This is a genomic window from Cryobacterium sp. M25, from assembly GCF_002929635.1.
Classification (GTDB): Bacteria; Actinomycetota; Actinomycetes; order Actinomycetales; family Microbacteriaceae; genus Cryobacterium; species Cryobacterium sandaracinum.
This window is the reverse complement of record NZ_PJJU01000058.1, coordinates 103,177-124,108: the sequence shown is the minus strand read 5'-3', so window position 1 is coordinate 124,108 and position 20,932 is coordinate 103,177. Positions and strand designations below refer to the sequence as shown.

Genomic DNA, 20,932 nt, shown 5'->3' with positions numbered 1-20,932 from the left:
GTTTCAATGAGGAGACCGCATGCAGAAGCGCTATCTTTCCATCGCCATGGCCGCCGTTGTAGCACTGGCCCTATCCGCTTGCTCCGGCGGGTCCACGGCCGGCGCCGCGACCGATGCCAAGGGCGAAACGCTCAACGTCTGGATCATGCAGGGCACCAACCCGGGTTCAGAGGCGTTTTTCAATACCGTCGGCCAGGAGTTCACGGAAGAGACGGGCGCGAAGCTCAACGTCGAGTTCGTGCAGTGGGCCGACGCCCACGACCGCTTCGTCACTGCCATCGCCGGAAATACGACTCCGGATGTCGCCGAGACCGGAAACACCTGGACGGCCGAGTTCGCCGATGCAGGGGCACTCGCCCCGATCGGCGAAAAGGTCAAGGAAGCCGGACTCGAGGACGACCTCGTCAAGGGCTTGGTCGAATCGGGCACCTACGACGGCGATCTCTACGGCATGCCCTGGTACGCGGGGGTGCGCTCGATCATCTTCCGCACAGACGTGTTTGAGGAGCTCGGCCTGACGCCGCCCACGACCTGGCAGGAACTCGTCGACGTGGCCACAGTCATCCAGGCTGAGCGCCCCGACCTGATCCCCTTCCCTGTTCCCGGCGACGCCGAGATGCTCACCTACCCCTGGGTATGGGGCGCGGGCGGCGACGTTTCGGTTCAAAAGGGCGAGAAATGGGCGTCCGGACTTGCCGGCGACCAGGCCCGCGAGGGAATCCAGTTCTACACGGACCTGGCCACCAAGCACGGCTTCTCCACCGCCGGCGCGACCACATGGAAAGAAACCGACGTGCTCGACAACTTCGCTCAGGGCAAAGTAGCAATGGCCATTTCCGGCTCCTGGACCCCAGCGACGCTCCTTGAAAAGGCGCCCGAGCTCGAGGGCAAACTGGGTGCCATCCCGATCCCCGGCAAGGACAGCGGCATCAGCCCCTCGGTCCTCGGTGGCTCCCACCTCAGCGTCTTTAACACAGCCAAGAACGAAGACCTCGCCTGGGCCTTCGTCGAGATGATGAGTACCGGCCAGTTCGCACAGGACTGGGCCGACCAGACCGGGTACTTCCCCGGCCTCGAATCACTGCTGAAGAAGACCATGAAGTCGGATGACCCGCTGGTGAGGCCCTTCGCAGAGCAGATGGTCGACGGCGGCGCATCCGTGCCCGTCACACCCAAGTACGGTGCGGTACAGGCTAAGAAAACCACTAACGCGATGATCCAGGCGATTCTTTCCGGCCAGAAGACGGTCGATGAGGCTACGAAGGACGCAGCCGCGGAGATGGATGAAATCATGAACGGCAAGTAGACACAATGACCGTCGTACTCAACCAGCCGCCCGTGGACGAGGGACGTATTGCTCCCTCGCCCACGGGCGGCCGTCCGCCGAAACGTCGGCGCCTCATCACCATGACCCAGGCCCGGCCGTGGCTGCTCCTCGCCCCGGCACTCATACTGTTGGCTGGGCTTCTGCTCTGGCCGCTCGCGCGGGTGTTCCTTTTCTCCCTGCAGGACTACGGCCTGCGTGAAATCGTCAGCGGCGAGAGCAACTTCATCGGCCTGGACAACTACGCCGAGATCTTCGGTGACGCTTCTCTGTGGAGCGTCGTGCTGCCAAACACGATCGGCTTCGCCCTCGTGGCCGTTTCCTCGACTGTCATCTTCGGAACGCTGGTCGCCCTGCTGATGGCTTCGCTCAGCCCGCTGTGGCGCACCATCGTCGGCAGTGCCGTGATGGTTGCCTGGGCGATGCCTGCCGTGACCGGCACCTACGTCTGGATCTGGATCTTCGACGCAGACCAGGGACTGGTCAACGAGACCCTCAAGGGCCTCGGCCTGATGGATGAGTCCTTCAACTGGTTCACCAACCCGGTGACCTTTTACGGGATCGTGGCGTTGAACATTGTGCACCACGGCTTCCCGTTCGTCGCAATCACGGTACTCGCGGGCCTACTCGGCGTTCCCAAGGAGATGCTTGAGGCCGCCGAAATGGACGGTGCGGGCCCGGTGCGACGCTTCTTCCAGATCGTGTACCCAACCATCAAGCCCGTCTTCTCGGTCGTGGTCATCCTCTCGACCATCTGGGACTTCAAGGTATTCGCCCAGATCTACCTCATGCCTGGAGGGTCAGGGTCAAACCGGGAGGTACTCAACCTCGGCGTCTGGTCGTACGTGGAGTCGTTCGGGCAGAACCGCTACGGCTTCGGAGCGGCCATAGCCGTGCTCCTTACGGTGCTGCTCCTGATTATTACTGCCATTTATGTGCGCACCCTGTTCAAGGAGGAAAAGGTATGAGGCACAACTCGCTCAGCCGGAGTCTAGGCAAGGCCGTGCTCGTAGTCCTGCTCCTAGTCTTCACTCTCTTCCCCGCGTACTGGATGATCTCCAGCTCCTTCGACGCGCAGGCGTCCAGCGGGGGTCAGTCCCTTCTGCCTCAGGAGTTCACTCTCGACAACTACGAGTTCGTGCTCACCGAGGGCGGGTTCGGCACCTTCCTCCGCAATTCGGCGATCGTCGCTTTCTTCACGGTGACCATCTCGGGGATCGTAGCGCTGCTGGCCTCGGTCGCGGTCGCTCGCTTCCGCTTCAAGTTCCGCACCGGCATCCTGATCATGGTGCTCACCGTGCAGATGGTGCCGCTCGAGGCCCTCATCATCCCCCTGTTCGTGCAAGTTCGAGACCTGCAGATGCTCAACTCGCTGGTCGGGCTCGTCGTGGTTTACCTGGCCTTCTCGCTACCTTTCGCGATCTGGATGCTGCGCGGCTTCGTCGCCGCCGTCCCGATCGAGCTCGAAGAGGCCGCGTACATAGACGGCGCCAGCTGGGGACGAATGTTCCGCTCGATCATGCTGCCCCTCGTGGCACCCGGCCTCGTGGCGACAAGCGTCTTCTCGTTCATCGTCGCCTGGAACGAGTTCATCTTTGCGATGACCCTGCTCGGCGGCGCAGCGGAGAACTACACCGTGGCCATCGGCCTCAAACAATTCTTTGGCATACACTCCAACGACTGGGGGCCAGTCATGGCTGCTTCCACCATTATTACGATCCCGGTGATGATCTTCTTCATCCTCGTACAGGGCAAGCTCAGCGGCGGCCTCGTGGCGGGGGCGGTCAAGGGATGACCGCGGCGACCGACCCCACCCTGCACCGGCTCGTAAACGGTGTTCTCTGGCCTGGCTTCACTGGCCTCCGCACCCCCGACTGGCTCGCCCGGGCACTCGACCACGGTCTCGCCGGGGTGGTCTACTTCGGTCACAACATCGATGAGAGCGATGCCGAGCAGCCGGCGCGACTCTCCGCCGAGTTGCGGAACACCCGGCCCGACGTGCTGATTGGAATCGATGAGGAGGGCGGCAACGTGTCGCGGCTCGACGCGGTGCGGGGATCCCTTCTGCCAGGGCACGCCCAACTGGGCTGCCTCGACAACCTTGACTCCACCCAAGAGGTCGGCCGGATGATCGGTCGACGGGCGGCATCCGCGGGCGCAAACGTCGTGCTCGCACCGGTCGCCGACGTGAACACGAACCCGGCCAACCCGGTGATCGGCGTGCGGGCCTTCGGCCGGGACACACGCCTCGTGGCACGGCATGTCGCCGCCATGATCTGTGGACTACAGGAATCGGGGGTCGCCGCCTGCGTCAAGCACTTCCCGGGCCACGGTGACACCCACACCGACTCGCACCTTGCCCTGCCCCGCCTCGACTTGTCCTGGACTCAGATCGAGCGCGACCATCTGCCGCCCTTCCACGCGGCCGTAGCCGCCGGGGTTCGTGCCGTGATGACGGCGCACATCGTGGTGCCCGACCATGGCGACCTGCCCGCAACGCTCAATCCACGAATCCTCGCCGCGCTGCGCGAGACCGGCTTCTCCGGCACGATCGTGACGGATGCCCTCGACATGGCGGCGATCCGAGCCTCGTTCGGCGCCGGGCCGGGCGCCGTGCTCGCACTGGTTGCCGGAGCCGAACTGCTCTGCATCGGCAACCCTTCCAACCTCGGGCCTAACGGCGGCCGCACCACGGACCGAGCCGACTACCTCGAGGTGCGGGATGCCCTTTTCGAGGCCCTCGACGAGGGTGTGCTCACCGCGGAGGCCCTTGAGCGGGCCGGGGAATCGGCCGCGAGGCTCGCCCTGCCCGTCGATCCCCCGATCACCGCGAACAATCCAGCCCCCAGCGCCCAACGAGATTTCTTCGACGCTGGACGCATGGTGCGCTCGGCTATCACGGTGCGCGGTGGCGCAACGCTCGATCAGCACCGGCTGACGCTGCTCGATCTGAGGGCACGGGCCACCCTGGCCGTCGCATCCACGGCCGATACTTTCGCGGCAAGCCTGTCGCGAACTCATAATCTTGACCGCCTCGCGCCGGGTGCCGACCAGGCGGCGCTGGCCGAAACAGTACTATCGATCCCGAGTGACAGCGGCGTGGTCGTGCTCGTGGACCGGATCGCTTCCGCGGGCGCTCAGCGGGATGCCGTGAGATGCATTGCCGACCTGCGCCCCCATGCCGTTGTCATCAATGCGGGGGTGCCTTCCCCCGACACCCTCCCACTTGCTGTCATCGACGCTCTGGGGTCATCGAAGATCACCGCGGACACAGTGACTGGCATCCTGCACGGCGAGACACCATGAGAATTCTGTCGCTCCAATCGGGGACTTCCGCCGATGGCATCGACGTTGTCATCGTGGACATCGACATCGATGTCGACAACACGGCTGCGGGCGATGATTCTCTTATTCCGTGGCTCACCATGCGCCCGCTGCTCACCCGGACCGTAGCCTGGACCCCAGAGTTACGGACGCGCGTGCTCGACCTGGCAGATGGATCCCGTGTAGACGCCGAGGAACTCTGCCGTCTGGACACCCTCACCGGTCAGGAATTCGCGGCGGCCTCCCTGGCCGCCATGCGGCAGCTCGGCACCCCCGTGGCGCTGGTTGTCTCGCACGGACAAACCGTCTTCCACTGGGTCGACGACGGCCACGCCCGCGGAACCCTCCAACTCGGTGAGGCCTCCTGGATCGCTGAGGCGACCGCCGCGCCCGTGCTGTGCAACCTCCGCGCGGCAGACATCGCGGCAGGAGGTGAGGGTGCTCCGCTCATGGGCGTCTTCGATCGGGCCTGGCTCGGCTCATCAGCCGCCGACACTGGCCGGCCGGCCGCGACCGTCAACCTGGGCGGAATCGCGAATCTGTCGGTCGTGGGCTCCGATGGAACGGTAATGGCCTGGGATACCGGTCCCGGCAACGTGCTGATCGACGCCGTAGTCGCGCGCGGCACAAACGGCGCCGCCAGCTTCGATGCGGATGGCCGGCTCGCGGCGGCTGGGAAGGTCGACGACCGGCTCCTCTCGGCTCTCCTCGACCATCCCTACCTGCGCCGGATGGCACCCAAGTCGACGGGCCGTGAGACATTCGGGCTTCCCTTCGTGGACTCGGCTCTGGACGTGGTCAAGGGTGGGCCTCCACTGGAACTTGAGGACCTCGTGGCCACGCTCACCCGGCTAACCGCCCGCTCGATCGGTGCCGCCCTGCGTGCCGGCGGGGCCGATCTGCCAGTACGCCTGATCGCCTCGGGCGGCGGAGTCCGCAATCCGTCGCTGATGTCCGAGCTTGGAGCTGAACTCGCCGGGGACGGGATCGCCCTGGTTTCCTCGGCTGAATGTGGCATCGACCCTGATTTCAAGGAGTCGCTCATGTTCGCCCTGCTGGGATTCCTGAGCTGGCATGGCGTTCCCTGCGACCTGCCGGCGACCGCGCCGGGCCGGGCCCGTTTGGCAGGGCAACTCGTCTACGGTCCAGGGCCTGTGCGCATGCCGACGCCGCTGGACGGCATCCGCGGCCTCCGCGTCCTGCCGCGGGAAGACAGCACGCCGGGGACTGTGGGGAGGTCAGAGCGATGAGTGCACTGACCGTGCTGGCCGTAGACCTCGGCAAGACGTCCTGCCGGGTTCGGCTCAGCCGCGGCGACGCGGTGCTCGGCGAGGCCACCGGCGAGGGGTCACCCGGCCTGGCCGACGAGCATGGCACTGACCTCGCGCGCCACGCCATCCTCGGGTCGGTGTCGGGTCTTGATCCGGACCTCCAGCGGCTCCTCCCGAGCCTCGACGGCATCGGCATTGGCGCCGCAGGCGCCCTGGCAGCACCAGATGCCGGGCGCGGGCTCCTGCAACGGCTGCGGGCCGATTTCGATGTGCCCACCGCTCTCATCAGTGACGGTCTCGCGGCACACGTTGGCGCATTCGCCGGCGGCCCCGGCACAGTCCTCATCGCAGGCACGGGCGCCGTCGTCTTCGCGGTCGACCACACCGGGTTGATTCGACAGATTGACGGGCTTGGACCGTGGCTGGGCGATGACGGCAGTGGCCGCTGGATCGGTCAGCAGGGGCTGCAGGCGGCCCTCCGTGCCGGTGATGGCCGCGGTCTGGAGACAGCTCTCCGAGCCGATGCGACCGACCTTGCCGGTGGCCTCGCCGCTCTGCCAGGTTGGGTCTCGGCCACCGGCACTCCCGCGCGAACTCTCGGCACGTTCGCCCCCATCGTGATCACCCGAGCGACCCTTGGCGACGGCGTGGCAGTGGCGATCATCGCGGAGGCCTGCACCCTTCTCGCGCTCGCCTGCGTCGCGGCCCGCGACGACAGCGGTCGCGTCTGTATCACCGGCGGTCTCGTGTCCCACCCCTACTTCCGTGCCGTCCTCGACGCCACATTAAGCAAGGTCTCTCTCTCGCTTGTCTCCCCCCTCGGAGATGCCCTCGCCGGCGCCGCACTCATCGCCCACTCCCGTGTACTACCCCATGAGACGAGAATCACCCGTGGCTAAGCCGCACCTCCGAAATCAGCCCGACCACGCCGACCTGCGCGACTCGCTCGCTACGCTCTCAACGGAACAGGTCAGTGACCGGCATCCGGATCTCGACCTGCTCTCGACCGCCGAACTCGTGCGCGCGATGAACGAGGAGGACGCCGCCGTGGCCGCTGCTGTAGCTGCCGCGAGCCCCGCCATCGCGGCCGCGATCGACGGCATCGTCGGCCGGATGAGCGCCGGGGGACGCCTGATTTACGTCGGTGCAGGGACCGCAGGGCGGATGGGTATCCTCGATGCCAGCGAGGCGCCCCCCACGTTCGGGACCAGCCCCGAACAGGTGCTCGGGGTTATTGCCGGCGGCCCGGGCGCGATTCAAGCCGCGGTCGAGAACGCGGAAGACGACGACATCGCTGGGGCATCCGACCTGCGCATGCTGGGTGTTTCAGCATTGGACGCTGTGATCGGCATTTCCGCGTCCGGCCGCACACCCTATGTTCTCGGCGCCATCGAGTACGCATCGTCGGTCGGCGCGTTCACAGCTGGGATCTCCTGCAATTCGGAATCGGATCTCGGCCAAGCTGGCGATGTTGCCATCGACGTTGTGGTCGGTCCCGAGATCCTCACCGGATCAACCAGGCTCAAGGCTGGCACCGCGCAGAAAATGGTGCTCAACATGCTGAGCACGATCACGATGGTGCGGCTGGGCAAGACTTACCGCAACCTCATGGTGGACATGAAGGCCACCAATGAGAAGCTACGGGCCCGCGCCGAGAGGACCGTTATGCTGGCGACACAAGCAGATGCGGTCGATGCCGCCCGAGCACTCAACGCTGTCGATGGGTCCGTGAAAGCGGCTATTTTGGTGCTGCTGACTGACCTCGAACCAACCACCGCAATCAAGGTCCTGACCGCCCACCATGGATTTCTTCGCGAAGCTATGAGCGCCGCGCCAACCCGCGGAAGGACTGTGCATGGCTGCTAATGCCCTCCTGAAGTTGCGGCAGGCATTGCCCGACCTCAGCACCACCGATTCACGGGTTGCCCGGGCCGTCATTGACGATCCCACCATCCTCGGCCGCACCATCACGGAGGTCGCGACTATCTGCGCGACGTCGCCAGGCACGGTCGCGCGATTCTGTCAAAAATTGGGCTACTCGGGATACCGGGAGTTTCGCATCGAAGTGGCAGCGGCGGCAGGCTGGGCGCAGGCGCAGCGCGCCCGGTTCCACGTCGCTGACGGGGAAATTAACCGCACCGACAGTGCAGAAGACGTCGTTGCCAAGATCGCCTACCAGGAGGTGCTGGCGATCGAGGAAACGGCGAAGGCACTCGACCTCGTGACACTCGACCGAGTAGTGACTTCCATCGTGGCATCGACTCGCATCGACGTGTACGGCTTCGGCTCAAGCGGCCTGGCCGCGCAGGACCTGCAGCAGAAGCTGTACCGAATCGGGCTCTCCGCCACGTCCTTCTCCGACATGCACCTAGCCTGGGCATCCGCGGCTCTTCAGCGGCCCGGCGGGGTCGCCATCGCTATCTCGCATTCCGGCCTCACCGTCGAGACGAGCAATGCGCTGAAGATCGCGCGCGCCGCCGGCGCGACGGCCGTGGGAATCACCAATTTTCCCGATTCGCCATTGGTCGAAAACTGCGACTTCGTACTCACCACCCAGGCGAGGGAAAACCGTTACCGTGCCGGTGCCATGTCAAGCCGCATCGCTCAGCTGGCCCTGGTCGACATTCTCTTCGTGCGCATCGCTCAGTCAATGTACGACGACATGACGGAGTCACTTCGACTCACTTATGAAGCCGTCCAGGGTCATCGGATGCAGCCGGGCGACGGCCGCACCGCGACCGACTAGCCGTCCTCAGATCCCCTGCCAGGCTGGCTTATTCGCCCAGGCGTAGCGGAAGTAATCGAGGTTGGTGAGCTTGCTCGCTGCGGCCTCGTCGACAACTACCGTGACGTGTGGGTGCAGCTGGATGGCCGATCCCGGTTGACTAGATGTGACCGGACCCTCTACGGCGGCGGCAATGGCAGCGGCCTTGACATCCCCGAAAGCGAGCAGCACAAGGTGGCGCGCGCGCTGGATCGTACCGAGCCCCTGGGTGATGCAGTGCACCGGCACATCATCGGGCGAGTTGAAGAAGCGGGCGTTGTCGGCCCGCGTCTGCGGCGTGAGCGTCTTCACTCGAGTGAGCGACGCGAATGAAGAACCCGGCTCATTGAAGCCAATGTGACCCGTGCGGCCGATTCCCAAGATTTGCAGGTCCACCCCGCCGGCGTCGATGATCGCCCGCTCGTAGTCCGCGCCCGCGGTAGAGAGCGTGGTCGGATCCCCGCTGGGCATACGGATGTTGCCTGGCGTGAGCCCGAGGGGCGTCACGACGTCACGGGCGATGACGACGCGGTAACTTTCAGGGTGCCCGTCGGGCAGGCCGACGTACTCATCCAGGGAGAAGCCCCGCACCTGCGACACATCGAGCGGATTCGCGGCAAGCGAGCTGGCGAGCGAGCGGTAGACGGGCAGCGGTGTTGACCCGGTCGCCAGACCGAGCACTGCGTCGGGCCTAGCCTCGATCAGCGCACGGATCGCCGCCGCGACGAGCCTGCCCCCAGCATCCTCGTTCTCAACAACAATGATTTCGGCCACTGAATATCCTCCCTTCAACGTGATTGATTATGACTTTAGAGTATCAGTTTCAATCAGTTTCAATCATCAAGATCTACCGCGTGGAAGAGGGCTCGAACCAGGCGCAGCTTGCGTTTGGACATCTCTGCACTTTTTGCAGCTCCACGTTCTCGGGCGGCATGGACGACTTGGCCTGCTCAGGGACGCCGAATAGCTCGGCCATGAGCGCCCCTACGGCGGGGATCGGATGCCCGAGAATCCAGGGGCTTGTGCGGCGGGAGAAACTGGCCGTCCGTTCCCGCGGTGTGCGTCCCCTACAGTTCCACGTCGTCAGGCGGTATCGACGTCGGCACGATCCGGGCGGTTGTGTCCTTGCGCCGGTGAAGGTGTCCTTGGTCGGGGTCGCAGTCGCGGAAGGGCCCGTTGCCTTTGTCGAAGATCACCGCGGCGTGGCGGTCCCAGTGGTTGATCCACCAGGAGGATACGGTGCCGGCGTCGCCGTCCATGACGCTGGCGTCGGCTTGCATGCTGGCCTGCCAGAGGGCTTTGAATCGGGCGACGACTTCGGGATGGAGCCACCATTGGTTGCACCACGGCGAACTGCTGGGTTGTGGCCATGTGCCGGCGACTCCAATGACATCATTGCTCACCCGAATATCGACCTCGTCGTTGTCCTCACTCCTGGTCCGCGACGCAGAGTGCTAACCTACTTAGTAGGTCATCGCTAGTTCGGAGGCGTTCAGCGACGTTTAGCGTCACGATTGAGCGGCCGCGGAGATTTCGGATTGACGTTGTCCTCCTCCCCCTGGACGGGGGCGGTATTGACACCTCTACCGAATTACAGATCGGATCCGCATGTTCAGCAACCTAACCGGATGGCATTCCCTGATCATCCTTGCAATCGTCGTGCTTCTCTTCGGCTCGTCCAAACTTCCCGCCCTTGCTCGCAGCCTTGGGCAGTCGACAAAGATTTTGAAGACCGAAATGCAGAGCACGACCCCCGCCGAATCAGGCCTCGATGCCCCGGTGGCCGCTACACCCGAGTCACCGGAGCCTGCCCCCCGTCTCTGAGACGGGTGCCAAAGGGCATACAAGGAACGCCTGCGATATTGTCGCGGACGTTCCTTTTTTCGTAGCTGGTCCGGGGTCAGCCGGAGGTGATCTTCCCGCCCTCGCTGCCCTGCGTGTCCCGGTTGAGCTGGGTGTCGGTACAGACCCGTCGGACCTTTACAACCTGCACGGTCAACGTCAACCAAATGGCGGCGACGATGGTGAAGATCGATATGACCGTGACCTTTCCCATCGTGACAAAGGGTTTGGGTTCGGCCGGATGGTATGCCGACTGGCCCACCGTGACATTCACGGTTACCGAGTCTGTGATCGGTTGCTCGCCCATAGACGGTGTGTAGTGGGCGAAGAACTCCTGCGGCCCGGCCTCTGACGGCCGGTAGAGGTGATCAGAGTCTCCGCCCAGGGTCAGGACGGCGACGCCCGTGGTATCGGTGGCGATTGTGCCCAGGGGAAGGAGCCGTTCCCCCAGTGCGCTCGTCGTCGTGAGGAATTCGACATCCCCCTGGGACATGGGTCGACCGTCCGGATCGGTGAGGGTCGCGGTGAGCCGCACTAGGCCGGTCGCTTCCACCCCGGTCAGGGCGATGGATGCCGTGTCTGACGTCGTGTCCGCCTGAGCGGGAGCCGCAGCCCCGACTGCCGCCCCACCCATCAGCCCCACGAGCAGGACGACGATACCCACGGATCGGGCCATCCGCCCGTTACCATCGACCTTTTGGCCGGATTCTGCTTTCCGGACAGTCCCATTCGCGGCGTCGATCTCCTCGATCTCGTCGATGGACAACAGGGGCACCACCCGGAAGAGCAGCATGAGCAGCAGCGGAACGGCGGCCGCTGCGGCGAGGGTCATGGCCACTCCGACCCATGTGATTCGAAAGTCGCCGAAGGTTCCGGTCATGTTGTCGAATGTGGCCGGAGCAACGACCATGAGCATCCGTTTCAGCCACATTGCCGGAACGACGAGGGCCGCCGCTGTGACGATGCCCCACACATTCCTGGTCCAGGGCAACGCCATGATCACGATCGGCAGTACGCCCCCGACGATAACGAATAGCCAAAACCAGACGGCCAGGCGGCCGAGCAGGAGCTCGTGAAACACTGCGAGGGTGTCTGGTTCACCGATGTACGCGCCAGGCAGGAGATCCGCAAAGGTCATATAGAGGTAGGTCGCGGAGAAAGTGACCAGCAGCATCCCGAGACGGACGAAGTGTCTTGGGGTGATAAACGCCTCCAGGTGGTAGCCACGACGGAATGACGCGACGACAAGAATGACCAGCGCTACGCCCGAGTAGAGTGCTGCGACGACGAAGTACGGCGCCCAGATGCTTTCATTCCACCAGGGGCGGTTGGTTAGTGTGAAGGCCCATGACAGCACGGAATGCACCGACACCGCCAAGGGAATGATCATGATCGACACCAGTCCAAGTGACCGGTTCAGCACCCTCCGTTGTACAGGGTTACCCACCCAGCCGCGCGATAGGACTCTGTACAAGCCGGCTCTGAACCGGCCGAGCCGGTGCGGGCCCTCACCATGCAGGATGGCCATGTCCGGCACGAGTGGCAACAGGAAGAACACCAGGGATGCGGCGGTATAGGTCATCACGGCGATAAAGTCCCAGAACACTGGGGCCGCGAAGTTTGGTTGGGTCAACAGCTCCCAGACTCGCTCCGGGCGTCCCAGGTGCGGGATGATGAGTGCCGTGCCCACAAGCACAGTTACTACTGCGGTGCCCTCGGCAAGCCGGGTGAGCGGTGCACGCCAGTCGGCGCCGGTGAGGCGCAGGATCGCGGAAACCACCGCTCCGCCGTAACTGACCCCAATGAATGTGATCACGTCGGCGATGTAGATGCCCCAGAACGCCTGATCGTTGTAGCCGGCGACGCCCATCCCAAACACAAGCTGTACGATCCAGGCGACGACACCGGCCAGGACCACAATGCCGAGGGCGGTGATCGCGTACCAGTAGCGGCGGCTGGGGGTCCCGAATGGGCGAAGCGCTGCGGCCCGGACCGGGTTGCTCACGAGAGGTCCTGTCCGTGGCCGCGAATGTAGTAAACCCGCGGGTTGGTCCCGAGTTCCTCCTTGAATCGCACGGCGTCGTTCTCTTTGAGAAATTCGGAGAGTACCTTGACGTCACCGAGGCCATTCACGGCGACGTCGGTGATCAGGTCGCCGACATACATGACACCCATTGGGCAGCCGGTCACGCACGCGGGTAGTTCACCGTACGGCAGTCGGTCTGCGCATAGAACGCACTTGCCGACTGTTCCCTTCTGTTGGGGCACCGGCATTTGCGGCGTCGGAGGGAATGGCATCATGGTGACTGGTTTTGGTTCGTTCCAGTTGAAGTAGCGCGCCTCGTAGGGGCAGGCCGCCATGCAGGCCCGGGAGCCGACGCAGGTGTTCGGGTCGACGAGGACGAGCCCTTCATCAGTGCGGAAGGTGGCGCTCACCGGGCAGACCGACAGGCACGGCGGGTTCTCACACATCATGCACGGCCGTGGCATCGGATAGGTGCCCCCTGTGCTGTCCTCCATCGAATACACCTTTATCCAGGTCTGCTCCTCCGGTAGCTTGTGCCGCTGTTGACAGGCAATTGTGCACGCTTTGCAGCCGTCGCAGCTTCGGAGGTCGATGACCATGCACCACGCGTGCTCCGGTCCTTTTCCCTTCTTTCCATTCGTTCCTCCCTGCCCGGTTGTCGCCTCCGCGTCGTCGTTGAGGAACCCGAGGGCTATGGCACTTCCGCCGGCTGCCGCGATCCCGAGGGTGGCGAGGAGGTTGCGACGGCTGAGAGTGTGCGACTTACCTTCCGTGCCGACGCCGGTTTTTCTCACCCGGTTGTCGCCTGCCTCGACTGGCTCGTCTGCTTTATTAGACATTCGAATGTCCTGCCAAACTGCTTGGTGTTCGTGAGTGGAACGGGTGAGCGCTGCGTTCAGCGCTCGGAGACTCGCCGTGGGATGCGTCGTGGGATTGCCGGGGCGAACGTCACCAGTGCGGCGGCGGCCGCGATCAGCGCGAGAGCCGATCCGGGAATGCCCCACATTGTGAAGTTCATAACCACGGTCGGGCCCACGACCAGTGGGGTGAAAGAGTCGATGGTCATCGGTGCGGAACCATCCAGGTTGTGTCCCATCTGCCAGAGGCGGAACTGCACATCGGCCAGCGCCCCGACAGGTATAAGCCACAATCCGGTGCAGGCGAGACGTCGCCACCAGGCTCTGTCCGCCGCTGTCGCAATGATTACTCCCAGCACAGCGAGCAGGATCACAAACGGCCAGAGCGTCATCTCGGGCATCCCTGTAGCGTCGAAGCGCGGCATCCCGATGTAATGCGAGAGCACCGTGATCTCACTCAGGTCGCCACTGACGCTGTTGCCGTACGCTTTGATGTCGAGGCCGGCTGGGTATTGGGGGGCGAGGAACCTCATTTGCCAGATCGGCAATGTGGCAGCGACGAGTACCAAAGCGATCCCGGTGACACCGGCAACGATCCGCGCGATTCCGATTCGCGTCACCGAACCTCGCCGGAAAAAGCGGGCCAAACCTTCGGTTCCTGCCGTCATGAGACCGTCAGCGTTCCTTCCATTCCGCCTGACCGATGCCCGGGTATCGAGCAGTACACCGCGTATGTGCCCGGTGCTAGGGTGACGTCTGCCTCGACGGTTTTACCGGCATCAGCCATGAGATGCACATGCAACTCATCGATCAAGAGGTCATGCCCTGTCGTTCCCTTGTTCGTGAAGCGGATCGTCGTTTCGCCCGCGACCGCCGTGAGGGCGGCCGGCGTAAAGGAGAACTCCTTGCCGACCACGGCAAGCACCGCGGTGGACGAGCTGGGCGAGGATGTCGCCGACCGGTCAGGCTGGGCCACGCCGGTGCTGCATGCCGTCGCCAGCAGGGCCACGGTCAAGGACAACGATGCAAGGCCCGCGCGTCGCGAGGATGCCGGCCTCATCAGGCGCCCGTCGGTGCTACAAGCAGCCACCCGTACATTTCCATGTGCATGGCAGAGCAGAACTGAGCGCAGTAGAAGGCGAACGATCCCACCCGGTCGGCGGTGAACTCCACGCTCACGGTCTCCCCCGGGTCGAGCGTGGCCTGAAGGTTGTGATTGGGCACTGCGAATGTGTGTGTGGCGTTTTCCGCTGTCTCGATGTTGGTCAGGTGGATGCGCAGCTTCTCACCGACAGTGACCGGGATCTGCTCAGGAGTGAAGTGGCTGCGCATGACAGTCGCGTAGACATCGACGAAGCCGTCCGCGCGCACGATTCGCTCCTGCCCGGAGGCGGTCGCGAACTCCGATTTGGCCATGGTCTCCGGGTTGGTACCCGGAGGGTAGACCGTGAGCGGGTTGAGCCGGTCGACGCTGATAATCTGCGCGTAATGGGGCTCGGATCCGCCGAGGGGCAAACTGCTCAGCACGCGTGGCGGCGTGTGATTAATGTCGAAAAGCTCCAAGTTCACCGGATGCTGCGGACCAAGTTTCTGCACCTGATCGAGCGACCACTTGTTGAGGGCGACCATGTACGTCCCGACCGGCGCTACGGTGTCTCCGCCGGGGATCGCGAGGTGGCCAATGTTGTAGTGCACGGGGATTTTCTCAAGAACGGTAAACGGCTTTTCAGTCACACCGGCATCGGGACCCAGGGTCCACTTGATGATCGCACTGTCAATGAAGAGGCTCGTGTACGCGTTGCCTTTGCCGTCGTACTGCGTATGGAGCGGCCCGGCACCGAGTTCGACATGCGCCGCAGTGACGGCCGTGATCGGGATGATCGGAACGCCGTAGCGGTCCGTGCCCTCGAAGTTTTTGTCCTCGATGGCCTTCTTGATCATCGTGATCGAGTACACCGTCACGGCCGGGTCGAGCTTGCCCGCGATCACGATGTAGTTTCCGTCGGGAGAGACCTCAACTCCATGCGGATTCTTCGGCTCAGGAATGAAGTGCAGGATGCCCTCGCTGATGGCGACCTCCAGCGGGATCACGCGGATGCCGTTCCGCATAATGATCTTGCCTGCCGCGACGACCTTTTCGGCTTTCTTCCAATCAATGACGTGGAGGTAGTCGTATTTGTTCTTGGCCGCCCCGATTTCAATCGGCGGGTTCTTGTGAGACATGCCGACCGAGAGCTCGGCGTTGAATGAATTCAGGAACCCGTAGCCGGCGCTGGCCAGCTTGCCCATGTCCGCGAGATCCTGGTTATAGGGTGGGAGCTCGATCTGAAAGCTTTTTTCGGGCACCAGGTGGCCCGTTGTCTGGTCGATCGCACACCAGCTCGAGAAGCCTCGATAAAGGTCCGCGTAGCTTTCGAGCGGCGCATATCCGTTATCGGTAATCGGCCGGGGAGTGATGGACGACACATGGGCGTACTCGGAATCGGGCGTGACGAACACTCCGCCGTGAGCGCTGCCGATGTTGGGGATGTCGTAGATCTGCTTCGTCTTGTAGTCGGCGAGGTCAACCATACCGATCCGCCCGTTGGCACGGTCGTTGACGTACAGCCAGCGGCCGTCATACCGGCCTTCGGTTTCCGAGAGGGCGGGATGGTGGGTGTCGCCCCAGCTCAGCAGATTGCTCTTGGTCGGATCGGACCCCCGCGGGATGACGCCGTCAACGTCCGTACCAAAGCCATATCCAGAGAATGAATCGCGCGTGAACACGGGAATGATCTTTAGCAGCCGCATCGAAGGGATGCCGATGATCGAGATCTGACCGGAGTGCCCGCCGGACGCGAACATGAAGTACGGATCATACTTGCCGGGTGGCACCACCGACGTCAGAGCCGCACGGGCCTCGGCACCGGTCAGTCCCCGGCTTGAGGCCACAGCCGCGAGTTCCCCGCCGGCTCCTAGATTGTTGCCAAGGTTCGTGCCGGTGATGCCAACGGCCGCGCCAGCGACCACACCACCGCCAACCTTGAGAAAATCTCTTCGTTTCATGGCGGGAATCTTCATGGCATGTTCCTCCTACTTGTCGCAGGTTCACACGGCTCTTCGGCGCGCAAAACAGGCACTAATGGCAGGTCATGCTCGCCCAGCTGAGGATCCCGAACAGGAGGCGGGCCACTACGGGCAGTGGGTCGCGTCAAAATACGCTTGACGCACGTCGTCACGTTTGCCGCGGCGGCTCCCACGATGCGACCGGCGAGACTTGGCCGGGGGCATGGGGTGGACGCACTCCACTTGGAATGCGTTCTAGCCTACCAATTGGATGATGCTCATCGCAGCATACCGGGTCTCGCCCCCGGTTCCGGAATGAAGGCGGCAGTTCTCATACTGTCGCCGTCGGCACAACTGTGGATTTCGTGGGTGAACGGATCGACACCAGTTGGAGCCATAGCGTCCCCTTCTCGGCGCATTGGACTGACGCAAACGATAAAAGGAGGAGCAACACCACGTTTCTGCGCGTCGAGGCTCCGTACTAAGCGTCGCTGACCTGGGGACCGCCGTCGGCACAGCGTCGGTCGAAGCCTCCTGAATCTGACTAGATCCGAAAGCAGAATCGATCGTTTCCGCGCTCAGTTACTTGATCTGCGGATCCCACTACACCTCCACGTCATCGGGCGGCATTGACGCCGGCACGACCGCGGCAGATCTATCTTTGCGGCGGTAGAGGTGTCCTTGATCGGGGTCACAGTCGCGGAACGGCCCGTGTCCTTTGTCGAAGATCACCGTGGCGTGGCGGTCCCAGTGGTTGATCCACCAGGACGACACAGCGCCGGCGTCACCGTCCATGACACTGGCGTCAGCCTGCATGCTGGCCTGCCAGAGGGCCTTGAACCTGGCGACAACCTCCGGGTGCAACCACCATCGGGTGCACCACGGCGTGGGTTTGGTTCCGACGACCTCGACGGTCGCAAGGTGGTCGGTCAACCATTCAAGGCACATCTGGCGGACATCGACCGCGTCTTCCTCTGCGTCGCTCGAGTCGTAGTCATCGTGCTCAGCCATGTGCTGCCACTTCTGCAGTGTTGTCGTCGGGCACCAGTGGCGGTACCGGGTCCATTGCCGTGGGCGGGGTGGTGCGGTTGATGGTGGTGGTGAGTGTTTTGTCGCGGAACCAGGGGACGGTGTTGACCATGACGGGTCGGCATTTGGAGCTGAAGACGATGGCGCGCCATTCGGGGAGGGAGCCGAGGGCGGCGATGTCGAGGGTGTTGACCTTGCGGGTGTTGGTGGAGGTGAATTGGTGGCCGTCTTTGCCGGTGGAGCTGCCGTAGGTGATTTCGTCGTGTTCGCCGATGAGGGCGGCCAGGGAGCGGAGGAAGGGTCTGCCACCCGTCTTTCCCGAACGCATCGATCGCTTGGGCGCGGGATTGGAAGTAGGAGTTGAGGATGATGCCCATCGACCCGTAGAACGAATACACCGAGGGCAGTTCGGGCCAGCGGACGATGTTCGCGCACTCGTCGAGCTCCACCACCAGCGGGACCGGGAACCGGCCGCCGTTTCGCTGCGCGGCGGTTTCGGCGGTTTTGCAGATGGCGCGGATGAGGGCGACGAATTCGACGGAAATTCTGCCCGAAACGCCCCGAAAACCCGGGAAAGAGCGCTCTCCCGGCAGAATCTCCATCGAATTCGTTCGACGCCGGGCCGGGGTTCCGCCCGAATCGGTTAGGAGGCACTCGGCCGGGCAGCCGTTTACCGATGCTGCACAGGTGCCTATGGTGTCAGCATGCGCGTCGACGACCCCTCATCCCCGTCCCTGCAGACCCTACTGACCAGCCGGCTCGGCCGGTGGGCCATCCGCTCCACCCAGATCATCGTCGTGGTCGTGCTGACCGCCGGCGCCGTCTACGCTCTGGTGCAGGTGCAACTCGTGGTGATCCCCGTTCTCGTGGCGCTCATCCTGGCATCGGCGCTGGCACCGCTGGTCGGCTGGCTGCGCACGCGCGGCCTCCCGGTCATTCTCGCGACCTGGATCACCCTGTTGGCAGGGGCACTCATCCTCGGCGGCATCGTCACGCTCATCGTCTTCGCGGTGCGCAACCAGTGGGGTGCGCTGGTGGTGGCGGCCGGCGACGGGCTCGACGAACTACAAGGGCTGCTGGTCGACGGCCCGATCGCGCTCGACTCGGAGCAGTTCAACGCGGTGCGTGATGCGATCGTGGGCTTCGTCACGAGCGCACAGTTCGGCACGGGGGCGCTCGCCGGGGTGTCCGCCGCGGTGGAGCTGGTCACCGGAGCCCTGCTCGTGCTGGTGATCCTGTTCTTTTTCCTCCAGGACGGCGGCCAGATCTGGAACTTCTTCCTACGTTTCCTGCACGGCGAGAGCCTCGAGCGCGCCCACCGGATCGGCGACGTCACCCCGACGGTTCTCGGCCAGTACGTGCGGGGAACGGCGATCATCGCCCTCTTCGACGCCGTTCTGATCGGCGTCGGGCTGGCCATCCTGCAAGTTCCGCTGGCCCTGCCGCTGGCTGTGATCGTGTTCCTCACGGCGTTCATCCCACTGATCGGGGCGACCATCGCGGGCATCCTGGCTGCCCTCGTGGCGTTGGTGGCCAATGGGCCGCTCGTGGCGCTGATCGTTGTGGCCATCGTGATCCTGGTCAACCAGATCGAGGGTGACCTTCTCAACCCGGTGGTGATGGCGGGGGCGTTGAAACTGCATCCGCTGGTGATCCTCGTCGCTTTGACCGTGGGCACCATCCTCGGCGGTATCGCCGGGGCCGTTCTGGCGGTCCCGCTCGTCGCCGTGGGCTGGGCGATGATCAAGGTTTGGGACAGGCCGGATCAGTCGATCACCCAGCGGGCGAAGTTCTCCATCCGGCACCGGCCTCAGCCGGCGAAGCCCGCCTAGGCCGCCCCATTGTCGGCTCGGGGTGGCGAGCCTACGATGGGCGGCATCTGACCGGGGAGGCACAGGTGGCGATTTCACCGCTGAAAGCAGCCGTCGACCGAGCCTTCGCCGCCATCGGCAACGCGAGGAAGGCCTGAGGCGATGCCCGCTCTCATCTTCGACTGCGACGGCGTGCTGGCCGACACCGAACGCGACGGCCACCTGCCGGCCTTTAACCAGACCTTCGAGGAATTCTCGGTGCCCGTGCAGTGGAGCGACTCCGATTACGTCCAGAAGGTGACGATCGGGGGAGGAAAAGAACGGATGCGCAGCATCCTCACCCCGGAGGTGGCCGGAGTGCTCGGTCTGCCGGCGGACGACCCCGCGGCCCTCGACTCGGCCGTCGCCGGCTGGCACCGGCGCAAGAGCGCGATCTACACCGAGCGGGTGGCGAGCGGCGCGTTGACGGCCCGCCCGGGCATCCGTCGACTCGTCGCACAAGCCGCGGGCGCCGGCTGGATCCTCGCCGTGGCCTCCACCTCGGCCGAGGAATCCGTGCGCGCCGTGCTCACGCAAACACTCGGGCCCGAGCTGGCCGCGCAGTTCCGGGTCTTCGCCGGCGACATCGTGAACCGGAAGAAGCCGGCCCCGGACATCTACCTGCATGCCCTACGGGAACTCGGGATCGACGCCGCCGACGCCGTGGTCGTCGAGGACAGTGCGAACGGCCTCCGGTCGGCGCTCGCCGCGGGCCTCCGCACCGTGATCACGATCAGCGGTTACACCGCGGACGAAGATTTCACCGGGGCGGCCCTGGTGGTGTCGTCGCTCGGGGACCCCGGCGGCCCCACCACCGTGACGCTGCGCGACCCGCTGGGTCTGGAGCCGGAATTCTTCGTCGACCTGGCCGATTTCGCCACCATCCTCAGCGCCCCCGACCGCTCGGCCCCCGATCTGGAGAGCCGATGACCCGCTCAGCCCTGTTCGACACCGAATTCGTGGCGATGCTTTGGGCCGCCACCGAGGGGATCAAGGCCCGCGGCAAGTCCGACCTGGGAGACAAGACCCTGCTCGACGCCCTCATGCCGGCCACGGATACGCTCGAAGCCGAGGTGGCCGCCGGCCGTGACCCGGAAACCCTCCTCGCCCGGATGTCCCTGGTTGCGCGGGCGAGCGCGGACGCCACGAGCACGCTGCAGGCCCGTCGCGGCCGGGCCAGCTACACCGGAGAACGTAGCATCGGTTCGCCCGATCCCGGAGCCCGAAGCAGTTCGTGCCGGACATGCACCAGGGGATCGCCGCCGCGAACCTCGACACGCGTGGATGGGCGTGGGCATCCATGGCGAACCGGGACGACGCCGCGCGAAGCTGACCACCGCGAATGAGATGACCGACGAGATGCGCGACGCGGTCGTCGGGGACCGGCCGGACGTGTCGGGGACCGGGTGGCCCTGATGATCAACGGCCTCGGCGGCACCCGATCAGTGAGCTCTACATCCGGTTCGGGAGGGCGCACGAGCAGCTGGTCAGCGCCCCGGCCGAGATCGCAGCCCGCATCTTCTGGCCGTTGCTCCTGCTGCTCCAGCCGACCTCTCGGACTCTGCTAAACTCGGACGGTTGCCGTTTGACGGCCGCGGAT

The 20,932-nt window shown here is 64.3% G+C and carries 21 protein-coding genes and 1 pseudogene; 12 read left to right on the top strand and 10 right to left on the bottom strand.

Translation table 11 applies throughout. From position 1 onward, the window contains the following. The first annotated feature begins 19 nt into the window (after positions 1-19). The 8 genes from CXY81_RS14945 to CXY81_RS14910 are packed head-to-tail and all read left to right on the top strand — an operon-like array spanning position 20 to position 8,665. Positions 20-1,306, top strand: a complete 1,287-nt coding sequence (locus CXY81_RS14945; RefSeq protein WP_104169291.1) for a sugar ABC transporter substrate-binding protein — start codon at positions 20-22, stop codon at positions 1,304-1,306. Between the two features lie 5 nt (positions 1,307-1,311). Continuing rightward, positions 1,312-2,292: a carbohydrate ABC transporter permease gene (locus tag CXY81_RS14940; RefSeq protein ID WP_104169290.1), complete on the top strand. Its 981-nt coding sequence runs from the start codon at positions 1,312-1,314 to the stop codon at positions 2,290-2,292. Next, positions 2,289-3,119, top strand: a complete 831-nt coding sequence (locus tag CXY81_RS14935; protein ID WP_104169289.1) for a carbohydrate ABC transporter permease — start codon at positions 2,289-2,291, stop codon at positions 3,117-3,119. Before CXY81_RS14940 ends, CXY81_RS14935 begins: the two co-directional genes overlap by 4 nt. Further along, complete coding sequence (locus CXY81_RS14930) at positions 3,116-4,630, top strand: glycoside hydrolase family 3 N-terminal domain-containing protein (RefSeq protein ID WP_104169288.1); 1,515 nt, start codon at positions 3,116-3,118, stop codon at positions 4,628-4,630. Before CXY81_RS14935 ends, CXY81_RS14930 begins: the two co-directional genes overlap by 4 nt. After that, a complete protein-coding gene (locus CXY81_RS14925; protein WP_104169287.1) occupies positions 4,627-5,898 on the top strand; it encodes an anhydro-N-acetylmuramic acid kinase in 1,272 nt (423 codons plus the stop codon). The genes CXY81_RS14930 and CXY81_RS14925 overlap by 4 nt, the downstream gene beginning before the upstream one ends. After that, on the top strand, positions 5,895-6,818 hold the full coding sequence (locus CXY81_RS14920; RefSeq protein WP_104169286.1) for an N-acetylglucosamine kinase: 924 nt from the start codon (positions 5,895-5,897) through the stop codon (positions 6,816-6,818). Before CXY81_RS14925 ends, CXY81_RS14920 begins: the two co-directional genes overlap by 4 nt. Next, positions 6,811-7,785, top strand: coding sequence for an N-acetylmuramic acid 6-phosphate etherase (murQ, locus tag CXY81_RS14915; RefSeq protein WP_369828402.1), 975 nt, complete (start codon positions 6,811-6,813; stop codon positions 7,783-7,785). Before CXY81_RS14920 ends, murQ begins: the two co-directional genes overlap by 8 nt. Next, on the top strand, positions 7,775-8,665 hold the full coding sequence (locus tag CXY81_RS14910; protein ID WP_104169284.1) for a MurR/RpiR family transcriptional regulator: 891 nt from the start codon (positions 7,775-7,777) through the stop codon (positions 8,663-8,665). The genes murQ and CXY81_RS14910 overlap by 11 nt, the downstream gene beginning before the upstream one ends. Positions 8,666-8,671: 6 nt before the next feature. On the opposite strand, the gene CXY81_RS14905 is transcribed toward CXY81_RS14910, so the two are convergent. Together CXY81_RS14905 and CXY81_RS14900 are read right to left on the bottom strand one after the other, a co-directional pair. Next, positions 8,672-9,457, bottom strand: a complete 786-nt coding sequence (locus CXY81_RS14905) for a glucosamine-6-phosphate deaminase (protein ID WP_104169283.1) — start codon at positions 9,455-9,457, stop codon at positions 8,672-8,674. A gap of 293 nt (positions 9,458-9,750) precedes the next feature. Continuing rightward, positions 9,751-10,086 (bottom strand): DUF4913 domain-containing protein, encoded by a 336-nt coding sequence (locus tag CXY81_RS14900; RefSeq protein WP_158252079.1) that lies wholly within the window; start codon positions 10,084-10,086, stop codon positions 9,751-9,753. A 205-nt stretch (positions 10,087-10,291) separates the two neighbouring features. On the opposite strand from CXY81_RS14900, the gene CXY81_RS14895 reads away from it, so the two are divergent. After that, a complete protein-coding gene (locus CXY81_RS14895; protein WP_104195317.1) occupies positions 10,292-10,507 on the top strand; it encodes a twin-arginine translocase TatA/TatE family subunit in 216 nt (71 codons plus the stop codon). Positions 10,508-10,583: 76 nt separating this feature from the next. Here the strand turns inward: CXY81_RS14895 and nrfD are convergent, their stop codons facing one another. From nrfD to CXY81_RS17100, 8 genes and pseudogenes are all read right to left on the bottom strand, one after another. After that, positions 10,584-12,530, bottom strand: a complete 1,947-nt coding sequence (nrfD, locus tag CXY81_RS14890; protein WP_104195316.1) for an NrfD/PsrC family molybdoenzyme membrane anchor subunit — start codon at positions 12,528-12,530, stop codon at positions 10,584-10,586. Further along, positions 12,527-13,390 carry a 4Fe-4S dicluster domain-containing protein gene (locus CXY81_RS14885; RefSeq protein ID WP_104100449.1) on the bottom strand — a complete coding sequence of 288 codons (864 nt, stop codon included), beginning with the start codon at positions 13,388-13,390 and terminating at the stop codon, positions 12,527-12,529. The genes nrfD and CXY81_RS14885 overlap by 4 nt, the downstream gene beginning before the upstream one ends. Before the next feature lie 56 nt (positions 13,391-13,446). Then, positions 13,447-14,028: a hypothetical protein gene (locus CXY81_RS14880; protein WP_146067712.1), complete on the bottom strand. Its 582-nt coding sequence runs from the start codon at positions 14,026-14,028 to the stop codon at positions 13,447-13,449. Between the two features lie 44 nt (positions 14,029-14,072). Further along, positions 14,073-14,417 carry a cupredoxin domain-containing protein gene (locus CXY81_RS14875; protein WP_233194219.1) on the bottom strand — a complete coding sequence of 115 codons (345 nt, stop codon included), beginning with the start codon at positions 14,415-14,417 and terminating at the stop codon, positions 14,073-14,075. Between the two features lie 50 nt (positions 14,418-14,467). Next, a complete protein-coding gene (nosZ, locus tag CXY81_RS14870; protein WP_104195315.1) occupies positions 14,468-16,468 on the bottom strand; it encodes a Sec-dependent nitrous-oxide reductase in 2,001 nt (666 codons plus the stop codon). 588 nt (positions 16,469-17,056) lie between these two features. Next, entirely contained in the window at positions 17,057-17,464 is a 408-nt protein-coding gene (locus CXY81_RS14865; RefSeq protein ID WP_104169520.1) for a DUF4913 domain-containing protein, read from the bottom strand. Beyond that, positions 17,457-17,810 carry a hypothetical protein gene (locus tag CXY81_RS17105; protein ID WP_233194229.1) on the bottom strand — a complete coding sequence of 118 codons (354 nt, stop codon included), beginning with the start codon at positions 17,808-17,810 and terminating at the stop codon, positions 17,457-17,459. The genes CXY81_RS14865 and CXY81_RS17105 overlap by 8 nt, the downstream gene beginning before the upstream one ends. A 28-nt stretch (positions 17,811-17,838) precedes the next feature. Beyond that, a pseudogene (locus CXY81_RS17100) lies at positions 17,839-18,084 on the bottom strand (TraM recognition domain-containing protein); the annotation flags it as partial. Between the two features lie 102 nt (positions 18,085-18,186). Here CXY81_RS17100 and CXY81_RS14855 point away from each other — a divergent pair. From CXY81_RS14855 to CXY81_RS14845, 3 genes are all read left to right on the top strand, one after another. Beyond that, positions 18,187-19,314 (top strand): AI-2E family transporter, encoded by a 1,128-nt coding sequence (locus CXY81_RS14855; RefSeq protein WP_104195314.1) that lies wholly within the window; start codon positions 18,187-18,189, stop codon positions 19,312-19,314. A gap of 141 nt (positions 19,315-19,455) precedes the next feature. Further along, a complete protein-coding gene (locus CXY81_RS14850) occupies positions 19,456-20,262 on the top strand; it encodes an HAD-IA family hydrolase (RefSeq protein WP_104195313.1) in 807 nt (268 codons plus the stop codon). Then, the gene (locus CXY81_RS14845; RefSeq protein ID WP_104195312.1) at positions 20,259-20,678 is read left to right on the top strand and encodes a dihydroxyacetone kinase subunit L; all 420 of its coding nucleotides are present in this window, start codon (positions 20,259-20,261) and stop codon (positions 20,676-20,678) included. The genes CXY81_RS14850 and CXY81_RS14845 overlap by 4 nt, the downstream gene beginning before the upstream one ends. Positions 20,679-20,932: the final 254 nt, after the last annotated feature.